Source organism: Ruegeria sp. A3M17, assembly GCF_003318255.1.
In the GTDB taxonomy this organism is placed as follows: domain Bacteria; phylum Pseudomonadota; class Alphaproteobacteria; order Rhodobacterales; family Rhodobacteraceae; genus Ruegeria.
This window is the reverse complement of sequence record NZ_QOCF01000014.1, coordinates 463685-479367: the sequence shown is the minus strand read 5'-3', so window position 1 is coordinate 479367 and position 15683 is coordinate 463685. Positions and strand designations below refer to the sequence as shown.

Sequence of the window (15683 nt, the reverse complement as noted above, 5' to 3'; positions counted from 1 at the left end):
ACGCGATCATGATCATTCGAACTCGATGATCACGTCGTCCACGGCGAGGTTGTCGCCGGGACCTGCGTTGACTTTGGACACGACACCCTTCTTTTCGGCGCGCAGAATGTTTTCCATCTTCATCGCCTCAACAGTGCACAGCGCCTGACCTTCCTGCACTTCCTGGCCCACTTCGACATCGATCTTCACGATCAGGCCGGGCATCGGGCAGAGCAGCATTTTCGAAGTATCCGGCGGCAGCTTTTCGGGCATCATACGCGCCAGCTCGGCCTGACGTGCCGTGCGGACATGAACCTTAAGGTCTGCACCCCGGTTGCGAATACGGAACCCGCCCGAGATTTTTCCGACCTTCAAAACCAGCGGACTGTCATCGACGTCCAAAACTGCCAGTTGATCGCCAGGCGTCCAGTCCGAGGCCACGCGCAAGGCCGTTCCATCTTCGAAGCGAACCGTCGCACCATCCTTGTCGGCACTCACCCGAACCGCGAATTCGTTGCCCTGAACGGAAACAACCCAACGGTCACCAACCTTACGTTCGTGGTTATCCATCCGGCCCGACACGCGGGCCCTGCGGATTTCCGCGACGCGGTGCATGGCGGCACAAGAGGCCGCGATGCGACGCAAGTCATCCTCGGGCAGAGTGACGCCTTCGAAACCATCCGGGTATTGTTCTTCGATGAACGCGGTGGTCATGTTGCCGCTGATGAAAATCGGATGATCCATGACCGCTGACAAGAATGGCAGGTTGTGGCCAATGCCTTCGACCTCAAAGCTGTCGAGCGCTACGCGCATCGCTTCAATCGCCGCCTCGCGGGTAGACGCCCAGGTGCACAGTTTGGCGATCATCGGGTCATAGTACATGCTGATCTCGCCGCCTTCATAGACGCCGGTATCGTTGCGCACAGCGGCTTCACCTTCGGGCGCTTCACCTTGCCATTTACCGTTCACCAACAGCGGACCTGAGGCAATTTCTTGCGGCGGGCGATAGCGGGTCAGACGGCCAATTGAAGGCAGAAAGCCGCGATACGGATCTTCGGCATACAGGCGGTTTTCGATGGCCCAGCCGGTCAGGGTCACGTCGTCCTGTGTGATCGACAGCTTTTCACCCGCCGCCACTCGGATCATCTGCTCAACCAGATCGACACCAGTGATCAATTCGGTGACAGGGTGTTCCACCTGCAGGCGTGTGTTCATTTCCAGGAAGTAGAAGTTCTTTTCCCCATCGACGATGAATTCAACCGTACCGGCGCTGGCATAGTCCACGGCCTTGGCCAGTGCCACGGCCTGTTCGCCCATCGCCTTACGGGTCGCTTCATCCAAGAACGGCGACGGTGCTTCTTCGACCACTTTCTGGTTCCGACGCTGGATCGAGCATTCACGTTCGCCCAGATAGATGCCGTTGCCGTGACTGTCGCACAGCACCTGAATCTCGATGTGCCGTGGCTGGGTCACGAATTTTTCGATAAAGATCCGGTCGTCTCCGAACGAATTCGCGGCTTCGTTCTTGGACGACTGGAAACCTTCGCGCGCCTCCTCATCGTTCCAGGCGATCCGCATGCCTTTGCCGCCGCCACCTGCACTGGCCTTGATCATAACCGGATAGCCGACTTCGTTGGAAATCTTGACGGCCTCATCTGCGTCTTCGATCAAACCCATGTAACCGGGAACGGTGGAAACACCGGCTTCTTGTGCGATCTTCTTCGAGGTGATCTTGTCACCCATGCTTTCAATTGCCCCAACCGGCGGACCGACAAAGGCCACGCCTTCGGCTTCAAGCGCCTTGGCGAACTTGGCGTTTTCGGACAGGAAACCATAGCCAGGGTGAACGGCCTGCGCCCCGCTTTGGCGGATGGCATCCATGACTTTGTCGATCACGATATAGGACTGGTTCGCAGGCGGCGGGCCGATATGCACCGATTCATCCGCCATCGACACGTGCAGGGCGTTCTTGTCTGCGTCCGAATAAATGGCAACGGTGCCGATACCCATCTTACGGGCGGTCTTGATGACCCGGCAAGCGATCTCGCCCCGGTTGGCGATCAGGATCTTGTTAAACATGGAACGTCCTTTGTCTTGATGTTCTGAGAACGCAAAACGCCGCCGCAGGGAACAATCCCCACGGCGGCGTGATGCGCGATGACGGTCGGGGCGACGCGCGCCCCGGAAAACCGGGTATTACCTACAGTTGTTTTGTGTCTTGCAGTACAGGACATTGCCTGCCGCGCCGACAACCGCGCCGAACAGCGGATCGGCGCTGACAACAGCCGCCCCGACGGCGCCCGCGCCGCCGCCAAGCAGCGCCTGTTCGCCCGTCGTGTCGCCACAGGCGGCAAGGCCTGCGCAGGTCGCCATTGCAAGAACGAGTTTCGAGATTCGCATGATATCTGCCCCTTTTGAATTCTTGATGCGTTCCGGGGCAGATGTCCGAATTCGACCCTGTTATTCAATATCAGGCAGTGCTGAATGGCATTTTGCGCAAATTTGTGCCGCTTTACGCTTGGTTCTTGCGCAAAGAAAAACGCGGGCAGGACTTTGTGAACTTCACAAGCCTGCCCGCGGAAGGAAGGGGTACGGAATAGTAGGTGCTTGCGCGACGCAGGCAAAGTAGAGCCGCACGGCTTAGACAGGTTGCTTGGCACAATCAATTGCGTAAACAAAGTATTGTTTCCGGCCAAGATTCCGGCTGGAAATCGCCCATTAAGCGAATACGCGCGCAGAATCGTGCCGAGTTTGGGGGCTGTTCCGGATGTCGTACGCAACGCTAAAGTAGTCACGTTGCCGTTACATTTCTTCACCAAAAGATTTGTTTCTGCGCCTGCATCATCACGGGCTGCTGAGAATGACGTCAGAAATTCTCTTCTCAAATGCAAATGGTTAACCGTTCTGTTCACCATAGGGTGAAAACGGCCCAGAATTCTTACACATTTCCTTGAAAAACCAGGCGCTTTTCTTCCCGTTCTCGTGATTTCCATCAAGTTCTCTTGCGTGGAACGGTGTCCGTGCACACTCGCACACAAGGAAATATCCACATGATTGCAAAGAGAAAAACGGCGTTTCTGCTTGCCGTGTCTGCGCTTGGCATGTCCGGCACGGCTGCTTTCGCCCAAGACGCCCAGACGCAAACGGAACTTGATGCCCTGCGTGCCCGCGTCGAAGCTCTGGAGGCCGGAAAACCTGGCGCTGGCACTGGTGATCTTCGGATCGGAAACACCACGCTTGATGTTTACGGTTACGTTAAGGCTGATTTCTTCTACGATACCGACTTTGAACTCGGTGACCTTGCCGATGCGACCCGAATTGGCGAGCCAGCAAATGCCACCAGCGGCACCTTTGGGGCCACCGTGCGCCAATCGCGCATCGGGCTTCGGACCAATACGCCGTCTGCCATCGGCGATATTGCGGGCCAGCTGGAACTGGACCTGTTTTCCGGCGGCTCGGATGGGCCGGCTGAACTGCGCCTGCGTCACGCCAATATCCGTATTGGTGACAATTGGTTGATCGGTCAATTCTGGACCAACTTCCAGCCGTTGGACACCTATCCCACGACAGTCGAATTCAACGGCCCCGTTGGCATTCCTTTCGCTCGCGTCCCTCAGGTGCGCTATACGAACACGCTGGGCTCCGACACAACCTTTGCGTTTGCGATCGAAGAAAACGTCGGTGGCTCGGACTCGGATGATCCCGTCCTGACTGGATCTATCGAATACAATAACGACACCTACCTCGCCCGCGCCTCGGCCCTTTACGGTAAGGCGCAGTCCGGGGAGGTCGAAGTGGACCAGACCGGCTTTACGCTCTCGGCTGGCATCCGGCCCTGGCAAGGCGGTCTGTTTCAAGTCAACTATGTCGACGGCGAGGCATTGGGCCCCTACCTGATCGCCGCGGGTGACGCCATCGTCAACGGGCAGGCCAATGATGTGGACGGGTTTACCGTGGAATTCCGCCAGGACCTCAGCCCCAAATGGAACGTCGGCATCGCCTATGGGCAAGAGAATTACGACCTGCCGACCTCGACCGGGACCCTGTCCTTTACCGAGGTTGAAACGATCCACGTGAACGCCTTTTACAAAGCGACCGACAATCTGACCCTTAGTGCCGAATTCTTCTACGGAGAGCGCAACGACGCACCGACCGGACGCACCTTTGACAGCAACCGGATTCAATTGGCGGCGCAGCTGAACTTCTGACCACACACACCAGCCCTGCCCCGACAGGGGCAGGGTTCCGGGCCAGGATGGCCTCACCGCGTTATGTGCGACAGCGGTTTGCACGATCAGCGCACCCCGTCGAAAATTTCGGGGAAGGAAATCCGCCCCGCATTTGGGTCAATCATCAAAAGCGCGTCGTAGCTGGCCGGATCAAACGGATCTTCGGCTGGAATGACTTCGCGATCGAAAAGCCAGCAAAGACGGCCAGCATCCAGGTTGCCCCGCTCAAATGGCTGGTCTCCGAAATGCGCCCACAGGGCTTCCATAAAGGCCGCATCCGCGCGCTTGTCCGCAGGTTTACGGTCCCGGAACCGCTCGCGGCGGGTCAGGGGCGTCACGCCCTTAGGATTGGCCCGACGAATGATGAACTGAAAGTCAGTGCCCGGCAGGCGCCCGGGAAATCCGCGATGTTTCAGCATGGTTCCACCTCAGTTGCACAAGGGGTCATGGGGATCAGATCTCCACATCCGTCACAGGATGATGTCATGGTGCGCACCTCCAAAGCCGCGTAGCTGTTCAGAAATGCCCTGACGGGATGAATAGCGCGATTCATGGTCAAAGCCCCTCCCAGATACACCGGGATTGTTCCAGCCGGTAGGCTTCAAAAAACTGCGTGGCGTCAGGGGATGTACGGCCGAATTCGATGGGTCGGTCAGACAGGGAAATGACCACACGGGCAGCGTCCAGTTCGTATTTGGCCACATAAGTAACCGCAAGCGTCTGACACAGATGTTCCATATCGACCGAGGCGACATCGTACCCGATCCGGCCAATGTCCGAACCGATCTTGGGCGCAATAAAGCGAAACCGCACCCAAAGCTCACCGGGGTTATTGTCCAGCAGAACGTCGCTCAGGTGCACTGGCTGTCCGGACGGGACCGGCAACAGGTTTTCGGTATCAGCCAGAACGGGAACCGCAAAAACCGACAGTACAACAGCTAAGGCGCGATCCCGGACCCGCCACAGGCGAGCTCCTCTCTCCGGGATCGCGCGCGCCTGGCTTTCGGCCCGCGCTGTTCTATGTCTGATTGGGCAACTCATTAGCAGTTGTGGCCTCAAAGTCAATTTTGCACCCAAGTAATCTGCCCTGACCGGTTGTCCGAGACGCTGTCCAAACCGTTTTGGCCGGGCAGATTTCCTGGCACATTCCCTTAAAGGGGGATGTTGTCGTGCTTTTTCCACGGGTTTTTCACGTGCTTGTTCCGCAAGCTGGCAAAGGCCCGCGAAACGCGACGGCGGGTCGATTGCGGCATGATCACCTCATCGATAAAGCCACGCTCGGCCGCGACAAACGGGTTCGCAAACCTGTCCTCGTAGTCCTGCGTGTGCTGTACAATTTTCTCGGCATCGCCCAGATCGGCACGGTGAATGATCTCGGTCGCGCCCTTTGCGCCCATCACCGCGATTTCGGCTGTAGGCCAGGCATAGTTGAAGTCACCGCGCAGGTGCTTGGACGCCATAACATCATAGGCACCACCATAAGCTTTACGGGTGATGACAGTAACTTTTGGCACCGTGGCTTCACCGTAGGCAAACAACAGCTTGGCACCGTGCTTGATCACTCCGCCATATTCCTGCGACGTCCCCGGCAGGAAGCCAGGCACATCCACCAGCGTCAGGATCGGAATTTCGAAGCAATCGCAGAACCGCACAAACCGCGCGGCTTTGCGCGAGCTGTCGATGTCCAGACAACCGGCCAGAACCATCGGCTGATTGGCTACAACGCCCACTGTCTGTCCTTCAAGCCGGATGAACCCGGTGATGATGTTTTTGGCAAAGTCCTCCTGAATTTCGTAGAAATCACCCTCATCCGCCACTTTGGTGATGAGTTCCTTCATGTCGTACGGCGTATTAGGGTTGTCGGGGATCAACGTGTCCAGCGAGGCTTCCAGGCGGTCAGGCTCGTCAAAAAATGGGCGTACTGGAGGTTTTTCGCGGTTGTTGAGCGGCAGGAAATCAACCAAACGGCGCACCTCGGCCAGTGCTTCAACGTCGTTCTCAAACGCTCCGTCAGCAACCGAGGACTTCTTGGTATGGGTCGACGCCCCACCCAGTTCCTCGGCGGTAACGACTTCGTTTGTGACCGTCTTGACCACGTCGGGGCCGGTCACAAACATGTACGAGGTGTCTTTGACCATGAAGATAAAATCGGTCATCGCTGGGCTATAAACCGCGCCGCCAGCACAGGGCCCCATGATCACGCTGATCTGCGGAACCACGCCTGACGCCATGATGTTGCGCTGGAACACCTCGGCATAACCAGCCAGCGACGCCACGCCTTCCTGAATTCGCGCCCCGCCCGAGTCGTTGATGCCTATCACCGGTGCACCGTTCTGAACGGCCATATCCATGATCTTGCAGATCTTCTGAGCATGGGTTTCCGAAAGTGAGCCGCCAAAGACTGTAAAGTCCTGGCTGAACACATAAACCATGCGACCATTGACCGTACCCCAGCCAGTAACGACACCGTCACCCGCTGGCCTTTGCTTTTCCATCCCAAAATCGGTACACCGATGGCTGACAAACATGTCGAATTCTTCAAAGCTGCCTTCATCCAGCAACAGTTCGACCCTTTCGCGCGCCGTCAGTTTGCCGCGCGAGTGTTGCGCGTCGATGCGCTTTTGTCCGCCACCCAGCCGTGCGTTACCGCGACGGTCTTCAAGTTCGGAAAGGATGTCTTTCATAACGATGATCCCCTGTAAAATCTGGCCGGACACTATACGCTGATGCTACGAGACCAAAGTATCTTTCGGCAAATTTGCAAATCTTTTCCAATCGCCTTAGTGAATATTGTAAACTTGCTAATTTTCACTCGCAAAACACATGATGGATGGCATTCCTATCCGTGGTGATTATACACGTGAACTATGCAGTTTAGTTCTTCGTCGGCGCATCGCTCGCCTCCAAAAATTACCACTCTGGTTTTGCTGTCCGGATTGTCCGCGCTCAGCCTCAACCTGTTTCTGCCAAGCCTGCCCAATATGGCCCTACACTTTCAAGCCGACTATAAGGTCATGCAACTGTCGATCGCCCTGTACCTGCTGGTCAATGCGGTGCTTCAGATCCTGATTGGACCAATTGCCGACAAGGCAGGGCGCCGCCCCGTTCTACTTTGGGGGTTGGCTCTTTTTCTAGTGGCTACACTTGGGTGCATCTATGCCCCCAACATTCAGGTCTTTCTTGTCTTCCGGATGTGTCAGGCCATCATAGTGGTCGGGATGGTTCTCAGCCGTGCGGCGGTTCGGGACCTATATGATCAGGACCAGGCCGCATCGATGATCGGTTACGTCACGATGGGCATGGCCATCGTTCCTATGATCGGACCCGCGATCGGAGGCTTGCTAGAGGAGAGCTTTGGCTGGAAAGCCAACTTCTGGCTGCCCTTTGCTCTTGGCGTCATGACACTGATGTTAACCTACTCAGATTTTGGCGAAACCTCAGCCAAGAGCGGCAAAACACTGGTTCAACAATTCCGGGAATACCCCGAACTGTTGGGTTCCCCGCGATTTTGGGGCTATTCGCTATCATCCGCGCTGTCGTCTGGCGCCTTCTTTGCCTATCTGGGCGGCGCTCCCTTTATCGGCACCGAACTATTCGGCCTCAGCGCCGCCGAAGTCGGCATATACTTTGGTGCCCCAGCCGTAGGGTACTTTTTTGGTAACTTCTTTAGCGGTCGCTATTCCGTTCACTTCGGCGTCAATCGAATGGTACTTTGGGGCTGCTGGCTGAACGCAGCAGGCGTTGCAATGTCCGCCATCTTGTTTCTGGCCGGCTTCGGAACAGCGCTCAGTTTTTTTGGATTCATGACCTTTGTCGGCATTGGAAACGGCATGACGATTCCCAACGCAACCTCAGGCGCGCTTTCGGTGCGACCGCATCTGGCCGCGACGGCATCCGGGCTAAGTGGCGCCATCATGTTGGGCGGCGGTGCAGGCCTCAGCGCGCTTGCAGGAGCCTTGCTAACCCATGAAACTGGAGCAATGCCCCTGCTCTGGCTAATGCTGGCAACCTCGGTCCTGGCGGTTTGCGCAATATTGTCCGTTATTCGACGCGAACGGCAACTGGGTCTTTGACATGGCTTGCCTAGGACGGTTTGCAAAGTTAGCTTACCGAATTAGGAAAGTTGCAAAGGCCCAACATGGCGACTCAGAAACTCTATGCAGGTGCAAAGCTGCGTGAAATGCGTACGCGCTTGTCACTGACCCAAAAGGAATTTGCCGCCAAACTGGGTGTTTCCCTGCCCTATCTGAACCAGATGGAGAACAACAACCGTCCGATTTCGACTACGGTCGTTCTGGCGCTGGCGCAAGAATTCGGAATGGATGTCACCGAGTTGAGCACCGGCGACAGTGAACGCCTGGTCTCGGACATGCGCGAGGCATTGGCAGATCCGGTCTTTGACGACGCTGTTCCGCCGCTCGCCGATCTCCGCCTCACGGCTTCAAACGCACCCGCTCTGGCACGGGCCTTCATTGCCCTGCACCGCACCTATCGTCAGACGCATGAACGCCTGGCCTCCCTTGACGAAGCATTAGGGCGCGAAGACGCGCAGATCCAGGCCAGCCCATGGGAGGAAGTGCGTGACTTCTTCCACTATTGCGACAACTATATCGACGCGGTGGACCGCGCGGCTGAACGATTTGCCGGGCGCGCCGAGGATGCCGGTGGCATACGCGCTGCAGCCCTGGACAGCCTCGCGGAGCGCGGCATCCGGGTACAATTCCCGGATATCGATGAAACCCGAAAGTACGACCCAGAAAACAAAACACTGCAGCTTTCGTCCAGAACCGCACCACAAACTCAGGTGTTTCAGTTGTTGTTGCAGGTTGCACTGATCAGCCAGGACAAACTTCTTGAAGCAACGCTAGATTTTGCCAAATTTCACAGCGATGAGGCCCGTGCCATTGCCAAGATCGGGCTGGCAAATTATTTCGCCGGCGCATCGTTGATGCCATATGCCAAATTTCTGGCCACAGCACAGGAATATCGTCACGATCTTGAACTGCTTAGCAATCGGTTTGGCGCATCAATCGAACAGGTGGCGCACAGGCTTTCGACCCTGCAACGCCCCGGTGCAAAGGGCATTCCGTTCTTTTTCGTTCGCGTTGATCAGGCCGGAACTATCACCAAAAGACACTCGGCCACACGCCTGCAATTTGCCCGGTTCGGCGGTGCCTGCCCCCTATGGAACGTCCACCGCGCTTTCGAAACGCCCGGCCACTTCCTGCGGCAACTGGCAGAAACACCCGATGGTGTTCAGTACATATCTCTGGCTCGGGACGTGTCGAAATCAGGCGGCTCATTCGGCGCACCTGTGCGCCGTTATGCGATTGCACTAGGTTGCGAGGTGCGCCACGCCGAGGCGCTGGTTTATGCCGACAATCTGGATTTCAATAACGCCAGCGCGTATGAACCCATTGGAATATCCTGCCGCATCTGCGAACGGCCGAATTGTCACCAGCGATCGGTCCCGCCATTGGAAAGACGCCTGACGATCGACGCCCATACCCGCGGTACCTTGCCCTATGAAGTCACCTGATCTTCACCTGGCCTAAAAATATCCCGGGGGAGGCGCGGCTTGCCGCGACGGGGGCAGAGCCCCCGCCATTTCTCAGGACTTGGACAAGATCGCCCAGATCTCGTCTTTCAGAACCGCACGTCTTTTACGCAAGTCCGTCTCAGCGATATCATCCATCGGTTCGACATTGGTTTCGGCACGATGAACCTCGCGGTTGATCTCATGATACTCGTCCGCCAGCCGTGAAAAATGAGCGTCCGTTTGCTTAAGCTGGCTCATCAACTCAACCTTGTCCGGAAATTCTTCGGCCAGTTCGTGCGGGGTGTGGGACATTCCTGTTCGCTCCTGAATATATGTCGATACGATCCAAGTTTATTCGTCCCGGCCCCGTCAAGCTTTGACGCGGATCAAATCATGCTGTCGCTCACCGTTGGGCAACAGCCCATTGCGGGTGAATCCAAGGGCGGTCATTAGCGGCAGGCAAGGCTTCCTTACCCAACAGATGGTCGGACATTTTCTCACCCACCATAATCGACGGCGCGTTCAGATTGCCGTTGGTGATCTGCGGAAAGATCGAGCTGTCGGCAACGCGCAGCCCGTCCACACCAATCACACGGCCTTCCGGGTCTACCACGGCATTTTTATCATCCGCCCGGCCCATACGGCAGGTTCCACAGGGATGATAAGCGCTTTCAGCATGTTCGGCGATAAAGGCATTAAGCGCGTCGTCAGACTGCACATCTGCACCCGGTTGGATTTCTTTACCGGAATAAGGTTTGAACGCATCTTGCCCGAAAATCTCACGCGTCAGGCGAATGCAGGTGCGAAAATCTGCCCAATCCTCTTCATGGCTCATGTAGTTGAACCGGATGACAGGTGCGTCTTCGACCTTGGCCGACCGCAGCGTCACCGCCCCGCGCGAAGGCGAGCGCATCGGCCCGACATGCGCCTGGAACCCATGGCCTTCGGCCGCGGCCTGGCCGTCATAGCGAACGGCCATCGGCAGGAAGTGGTACTGAATGTCAGGGTATTCCACGCCCGGCTTGGACCGAATGAACGCCGCACTTTCGAACTGGTTCGATGCGCCCAGCCCGGTCTTTGTGAACAGCCACTGCGCCCCAATCAGACCTTTGCTGATCAGGTTCCAATGCTTGTAGAGCGTGATGGGCTGTAGGGATGCCTGCTGGATGTAAAGCTCCAGATGGTCCTGAAGGTTTGCACCCACACCCGGGCGGTCCGCCACAACGTCGATCCCATGCTCGGCCAGATGCGCCGCCGGACCGATGCCTGACAGCATCAACAGCTTGGGAGAGTTGATGGAGGACGCGGCAAGAACCACCTCGCGCCGGGCGCGGATGACCTCAGCCTTGCCACCTCGGATCAATTCGACCCCGATTGCGCGGCCGTTTTCGATGACCACCTTTGAGGCCAGTCCGCGCACGATATCGCAGTTTTCGCGCTTGAGCGCAGGCTTCAGATATGCATTCGCCGCCGACCAACGCCGCCCTTTCCAGACGGTTTGCTCCATCGGGCCAAAGCCTTCCTGCTTTTCACCGTTATAGTCGCCGGTAACTTCGTATCCCGCTTGCTGCCCCGCATCGACAAAGGCCTGAAAAAGAGGGTTCTCACGCGGTCCGCGCGAGACGTGCAGCGGGCCATCGGTTCCGCGCCATGTCGGATCACCGCCATGGCCGCCGTCATGCCAGGTTTCCATGCGTTTGTAATAGGGCAACACATCCGCGTAGGACCAGCCATCGGCGCCCATCTCGGCCCAGGTGTCAAAATCACGCGCGTGGCCGCGCACGTAAACCATGCCGTTGATTGAGGATGAACCACCGATAACCTTGCCGCGTGGGCAGGCCAGTTCGCGGTTATTCAGGTGCGGTTCGGGTTCGGATCTGTAACCCCAATCATACTTCGGCATGTTCATCGGATAGCTCAGTGCCGCTGGCATCTGAATGAACGGGCCTGCATCGGTCCCGCCATGCTCGATCACCAGAACCGAGGCCCCGGCCTCGCTCAGGCGATATGCCATCGCGCAGCCTGCCGATCCTGCGCCGACGATGACGAAATCTGCTTCCATTTTCAGGTCTCCATATCCCGCCGAACCGCGTTTTGAACCGTTCGGCAGGAGTATTTTCAAAAAGGTGAAGAGGTTACTCGCCGCGTGGGAAACGGGCATTTTCCTCAACGTTGTTCAGATCCATATGGTTGCGCATGTAGCGCTCGGATGCCTTCTGCAGTGGCTGGTAGTCCCACGGGTAATACCCACCCTGCCGCAGCGCCTCGTAAACTACCCAGCGGCGCGCCTGGCTGGCGCGTACATCCGCGTCGAATTGATCCAGGTCCCAACGCGCCTCAGATTTCGCGCGCAGGGTTTCCAGCGTGCCTGCGTGTTCGGGCTTTTCCGCAAGATTTTCCAACTCGTGGGGATCGGATTCCAGATCGTACAGCTGATCTGGGTCCAATGCGCAGCGATTGTATTTCCACTTGCCATAGCGCAGCGAAACCAGCGGCGCATACGAGCCTTCGGCCGCATATTCCATCTTCACCGGGGCAGTTCGTTCGGTGCCATTGGCCAGCGGCACAAGGTCTTCGCCATCGGTCCACGGAGCGATCCCGGCCATATCTACACCCGCCAGTGCGCCAAGGGTCGGCGTGACGTCGATTGTCGAAACCGGTGTATCGATACGGCCTGCCGGCATGTCCGGGGCGGCAATCATCAACGGTACGCGCGCCGATCCTTCGTAGAAGTTCATTTTGAACCACAGGCCCCGCTCACCCAGCATGTCACCGTGGTCCGAGACAAACATGATGATCGCCTCTTGCCGGGTTGCTTCCAGCACCTCGAGGATTTCACCGATCTTGTCGTCCAGATATGAAATATTGGAAAAGTACGCGCGGCGCGACTTGCGGATGTCTTCTTCTGTGATGTCGAAGCTGCGCCAATCATTGGCATCAAAGATACGCTTTGAGTGCGGGTCCTGATTGTCATAACCAATGTCCGCAATCTCGGGCTGCAGGTGCTCGCAATCTTCGTACAGATCCCAATACTTGCGGCGCGCCACGTAAGGGTCATGCGGGTGGGTAAAGCTGACGGTCACGCACCACGGGCGGTCATCCTTGCCGCGCGCCAGATCATATATCTTGGCCTTTGCGTTGTAGGCGACCTCGTCGTCATACTCCATCTGGTTGGATATTTCGGCCACGCCTGCGCCCGTCACCGAGCCCATATTGTGGTACCACCAGTCAATACGCTCGCCCGGTTTGCGATAGTCCGGCGTCCAGCCGAAATCAGCCGGATAGATATCAGTGGTCAGGCGATCCTCGAACCCGTGCATCTGGTCGGGGCCGACAAAGTGCATCTTACCGGACAGGCAGGTGTAATAGCCCGCGCGCCGCAGATGGTGCGCATATGTTGGGATGTCGCTGCGGAATTCTGCGGCGTTGTCGTAGACACCCGTGCGCGAGGGCAACTGACCGGACATGAAACTGGCCCGCCCCGGCGCACAAAGCGGCGAAGCCGTATAAGCATTGGCAAACCGGGTCGACCGCTGGGCCAGCTTCTTCAGGTTCGGAGCGTGAAGCCAATCAGCGGGACCGTCTGGAAAGAGGGTCCCGTTCAACTGATCCACCATCAGGATCAGAATGTTCGGTTTTGTCATTTTTCAGCCTCGAGCAGAGTGTTGAGGACACGCATCGCGTGATTGACCGCCAGCTGCGGTTCTTCCGGCGCGCTGAGTGCGGCGCGGATATACAGCCCATCGATCAGGGCGATCATGTTTTCGGCCGCCTCGGCAGGATCGCTCAGCAACGGGCGCAGGGCGTGGGTCAGGTTCGACCGAATACGCGCCTGATAAATTTGCCACAGGCGCAAGGCGTCATCATTGGTTTGGGCCAGCACGTAAAATGTCATCCACGCGGCGATGACATCCGGTGTGAAACACGATGGTGCAAAACAGGCCCGGATAATGGCCTGCGCGCGCTGCTGCGGGACAGCATTCTTCAGCTCCTGCCTAGCCTCGTCGGCAAAGTCCGACAGGATGCGGCGCATGGCAGCCAGAAAGATCTGATCTTTGCCACCGAAATAATGATGCGCCAGCGCGCTGGACATTCCTGCCCGTTTGGCAATCTGGCTGACAGTTACATCAAGGGATTTCTTCGACCCGAGCTCGGCAATTGTTGCCTTGACGATCGCGTCACGGCGGATTGGCTCCATTCCGAGTTTCGGCATCGCTATCCCCTCATTGCGTTTATTGAGAAAACGCTAAGGGGTTTTTATTGACTCGTCAATCAATAACGTTTCACGCAACCGTCAACGGTCAGAGTTTGGGTGCGATACTCGGGGTCGTCAAGCTACTGCGGTTCAAAACCGCTTCGCGCCAGGCAATGAAACCGACCGCTAGCAGAATCACCGTACCACCCGCGACTACCCAGATGTCGACGCTTTCATTGAAAACCAGCGCGCCCAACAGGGTGGCCCAGATCAGCTGCAGGAACGTAACCGGCTGTGTGACCGCGACCGGGGCCGCCTTAAGTGCGATCGTCATGAAATAGTGGCCCGCCGTGGCAAAACTGGCCACCAGAAACAGCACGCCAAGGTCGCGCAAGCTGGGCGTGGTCCAAACCGCAATCGCAAAGGGGATCAGGGCTATGGTCACCCAGATCGACATATGCGCCACGACGACCGACGGCGGCAGATCCCGCACAAGCACTTTGGCTATCAGATAAGACCCGCCCAATGTCAGGGCTGTGCCCAACATGGTGAGGTGACCAGGCGAAATTTCTCGAAAGCCTGGCCTTAGGATGATCAGAACGCCAACCAGCGCCACGCCAATCGCGGCGATCCGACGGATGGCCAGCTTCTCGCCCAGAAACAACGCCGCCCCCAGCGTGACATAGACCGGCGTCATGTAGTTCATCGCCGTAACCTCGGCCAGCGGGATCTGGGTCATCGAGAAGAACCACAGCATCACTGCAAATGCGTGGACGACACCGCGTGTCCCCAGCAATACGATGTGGCTGCGTGTTAGGTGGGTTTTCAACACCAAGCGCAACGCCGGCAACAGAAAGATCAAGCCGAAGGCAAAGCGCAGGAACGCAGCCTGCGTAGGGTCCATCGTTGAGCCCAGCGACTTTACCAACGCGGTCATGACCACAAACGACAAGCCTGCCGAAAACATCCAGAGCATGCCAGCCATGGGGCGGTGTTGGGCGGTTAAAGTTGACATGTTAACGGTTGAACACCGAATGCTTGGCAGAGGCAACCCGTCACATCAATACGAGCTTTGCAGCAATTGCCAGCATGACCACGCCGATTATTAAATCCAGCACCTGCCACGCCCGTGGTCTTGCAAAAATCGGGGACAGCATCCCTGCCCCGTAGCCCAGCGAGAAGAAGAACACAAAGCTGGACGTCATTGCCCCAATCGCAAAGGCCAGCCGATCATCATACTGCGCCGAGATTGACCCGATCAGCACAACCGTATCCAGATAGACATGCGGGTTCAGCCATGTGAACGCAAGAACGGTCAGCAAAACAGATTTCAGGCTGACGCGCTTCCCCTCGCCGATCTCCATCACCGCTCCGCCGCGCCAGGCCGAACCCAGGCTGCGCAAACCGTACCATATCAGGAAGATCGCCCCGCCATATCGCATGACAGTCTCGAACCAGGGCAACGCGTGCGCCAATGTTCCAAAACCCGCAACGCCCGCGGCTATGAGAATGGCATCAGACACCGCGCAAGTCAGGCACAGTGGGAATACGTGCTCGCGCCGCAATCCCTGACGCAGAACAAAGGCGTTTTGCGCGCCTATGGCGAGGATCAGGCTGAAGCCAAGCACAAAACCTGCGATCAAGGATGTGGACATGAAACCTCCGATAGTCTGAGGCGTTGACTACTTGCCTACCAAGCATCTATCAAATTAAAGAAACTGACCTGAATTAAGTCTGTCTA

15 protein-coding genes are annotated in these 15683 nt (G+C 57.2%); 4 read left to right on the top strand and 11 right to left on the bottom strand.

Annotated elements, in window-relative coordinates; all coding sequences use genetic code 11:
- Positions 1-12: 12 nt before the first annotated feature.
- Positions 13-2058: an acetyl/propionyl/methylcrotonyl-CoA carboxylase subunit alpha gene (locus tag DS906_RS09785; protein ID WP_113789968.1), complete on the bottom strand. Its 2046-nt coding sequence runs from the start codon at positions 2056-2058 to the stop codon at positions 13-15.
- Between the two features lie 117 nt (positions 2059-2175).
- Positions 2176-2379 (bottom strand): hypothetical protein, encoded by a 204-nt coding sequence (locus tag DS906_RS09780; RefSeq protein WP_058275656.1) that lies wholly within the window; start codon positions 2377-2379, stop codon positions 2176-2178.
- 41 nt (positions 2380-2420) lie between these two features.
- On the opposite strand from DS906_RS09780, the gene DS906_RS22185 reads away from it, so the two are divergent.
- Positions 2421-2579 (top strand): hypothetical protein, encoded by a 159-nt coding sequence (locus DS906_RS22185; RefSeq protein ID WP_158541309.1) that lies wholly within the window; start codon positions 2421-2423, stop codon positions 2577-2579.
- A 450-nt stretch (positions 2580-3029) separates the two neighbouring features.
- Positions 3030-4187, top strand: coding sequence for a DcaP family trimeric outer membrane transporter (locus DS906_RS09775; protein ID WP_113789967.1), 1158 nt, complete (start codon positions 3030-3032; stop codon positions 4185-4187).
- Between the two features lie 86 nt (positions 4188-4273).
- On the opposite strand, the gene DS906_RS09770 is transcribed toward DS906_RS09775, so the two are convergent.
- From DS906_RS09770 to DS906_RS09760, 3 genes are all read right to left on the bottom strand, one after another.
- Entirely contained in the window at positions 4274-4627 is a 354-nt protein-coding gene (locus DS906_RS09770) for a hypothetical protein (RefSeq protein WP_113789966.1), read from the bottom strand.
- A gap of 136 nt (positions 4628-4763) precedes the next feature.
- Positions 4764-5249, bottom strand: a complete 486-nt coding sequence (locus tag DS906_RS09765) for a DUF6497 family protein (RefSeq protein WP_233494746.1) — start codon at positions 5247-5249, stop codon at positions 4764-4766.
- Between the two features lie 110 nt (positions 5250-5359).
- On the bottom strand, positions 5360-6892 hold the full coding sequence (locus DS906_RS09760) for an acyl-CoA carboxylase subunit beta (RefSeq protein WP_113789965.1): 1533 nt from the start codon (positions 6890-6892) through the stop codon (positions 5360-5362).
- A 183-nt stretch (positions 6893-7075) separates the two neighbouring features.
- Here DS906_RS09760 and DS906_RS09755 point away from each other — a divergent pair, with 183 nt between their 5' ends.
- Both DS906_RS09755 and DS906_RS09750 read left to right on the top strand, forming a co-directional pair.
- Positions 7076-8281: a multidrug effflux MFS transporter gene (locus tag DS906_RS09755; RefSeq protein ID WP_113789964.1), complete on the top strand. Its 1206-nt coding sequence runs from the start codon at positions 7076-7078 to the stop codon at positions 8279-8281.
- Between the two features lie 65 nt (positions 8282-8346).
- A complete protein-coding gene (locus tag DS906_RS09750; protein WP_113789963.1) occupies positions 8347-9747 on the top strand; it encodes a short-chain fatty acyl-CoA regulator family protein in 1401 nt (466 codons plus the stop codon).
- 72 nt (positions 9748-9819) lie between these two features.
- On the opposite strand, the gene DS906_RS09745 is transcribed toward DS906_RS09750, so the two are convergent.
- The 6 genes from DS906_RS09745 to DS906_RS09720 all read right to left on the bottom strand — a co-directional run bounded on the left by DS906_RS09745 (position 9820) and on the right by DS906_RS09720 (position 15597).
- Positions 9820-10059, bottom strand: a complete 240-nt coding sequence (locus DS906_RS09745) for a YdcH family protein (RefSeq protein ID WP_109313161.1) — start codon at positions 10057-10059, stop codon at positions 9820-9822.
- A 91-nt stretch (positions 10060-10150) separates the two neighbouring features.
- Entirely contained in the window at positions 10151-11809 is a 1659-nt protein-coding gene (gene betA / locus DS906_RS09740) for a choline dehydrogenase (RefSeq protein ID WP_113790047.1), read from the bottom strand.
- Positions 11810-11882: 73 nt separating this feature from the next.
- On the bottom strand, positions 11883-13391 hold the full coding sequence (gene betC, locus DS906_RS09735; protein ID WP_113789962.1) for a choline-sulfatase: 1509 nt from the start codon (positions 13389-13391) through the stop codon (positions 11883-11885).
- Positions 13388-13960, bottom strand: coding sequence for a transcriptional regulator BetI (gene betI / locus DS906_RS09730; protein WP_113789961.1), 573 nt, complete (start codon positions 13958-13960; stop codon positions 13388-13390). Before betI ends, betC begins: the two co-directional genes overlap by 4 nt.
- An 88-nt stretch (positions 13961-14048) precedes the next feature.
- On the bottom strand, positions 14049-14957 hold the full coding sequence (locus DS906_RS09725; RefSeq protein ID WP_113789960.1) for a DMT family transporter: 909 nt from the start codon (positions 14955-14957) through the stop codon (positions 14049-14051).
- A gap of 40 nt (positions 14958-14997) precedes the next feature.
- A complete protein-coding gene (locus DS906_RS09720; protein WP_113789959.1) occupies positions 14998-15597 on the bottom strand; it encodes a LysE/ArgO family amino acid transporter in 600 nt (199 codons plus the stop codon).
- Positions 15598-15683: the final 86 nt, after the last annotated feature.

Excerpts from the sequence above, each read along its gene's own strand:
- DS906_RS09785 (WP_113789968.1), bottom strand. The coding sequence starts at position 2,058 with ATGTTTAACAAGATCCTGATCGCCAACCGGGGCGAGATCGCTTGCCGG.
- DS906_RS09780 (WP_058275656.1), bottom strand. The coding sequence starts at position 2,379 with ATGCGAATCTCGAAACTCGTTCTTGCAATGGCGACCTGCGCAGGCCTT.
- DS906_RS22185 (WP_158541309.1), top strand. The coding sequence starts at position 2,421 with ATGTCCGAATTCGACCCTGTTATTCAATATCAGGCAGTGCTGAATGGC.
- DS906_RS09775 (WP_113789967.1), top strand. The coding sequence starts at position 3,030 with ATGATTGCAAAGAGAAAAACGGCGTTTCTGCTTGCCGTGTCTGCGCTT.
- DS906_RS09770 (WP_113789966.1), bottom strand. The coding sequence starts at position 4,627 with ATGCTGAAACATCGCGGATTTCCCGGGCGCCTGCCGGGCACTGACTTT.
- DS906_RS09765 (WP_233494746.1), bottom strand. The coding sequence starts at position 5,249 with ATGAGTTGCCCAATCAGACATAGAACAGCGCGGGCCGAAAGCCAGGCG.
- DS906_RS09760 (WP_113789965.1), bottom strand. The coding sequence starts at position 6,892 with ATGAAAGACATCCTTTCCGAACTTGAAGACCGTCGCGGTAACGCACGG.
- DS906_RS09755 (WP_113789964.1), top strand. The coding sequence starts at position 7,076 with ATGCAGTTTAGTTCTTCGTCGGCGCATCGCTCGCCTCCAAAAATTACC.
- DS906_RS09750 (WP_113789963.1), top strand. The coding sequence starts at position 8,347 with ATGGCGACTCAGAAACTCTATGCAGGTGCAAAGCTGCGTGAAATGCGT.
- DS906_RS09745 (WP_109313161.1), bottom strand. The coding sequence starts at position 10,059 with ATGTCCCACACCCCGCACGAACTGGCCGAAGAATTTCCGGACAAGGTT.
- betA (WP_113790047.1), bottom strand. The coding sequence starts at position 11,809 with ATGGAAGCAGATTTCGTCATCGTCGGCGCAGGATCGGCAGGCTGCGCG.
- betC (WP_113789962.1), bottom strand. The coding sequence starts at position 13,391 with ATGACAAAACCGAACATTCTGATCCTGATGGTGGATCAGTTGAACGGG.
- betI (WP_113789961.1), bottom strand. The coding sequence starts at position 13,960 with ATGCCGAAACTCGGAATGGAGCCAATCCGCCGTGACGCGATCGTCAAG.
- DS906_RS09725 (WP_113789960.1), bottom strand. The coding sequence starts at position 14,957 with ATGTCAACTTTAACCGCCCAACACCGCCCCATGGCTGGCATGCTCTGG.
- DS906_RS09720 (WP_113789959.1), bottom strand. The coding sequence starts at position 15,597 with ATGTCCACATCCTTGATCGCAGGTTTTGTGCTTGGCTTCAGCCTGATC.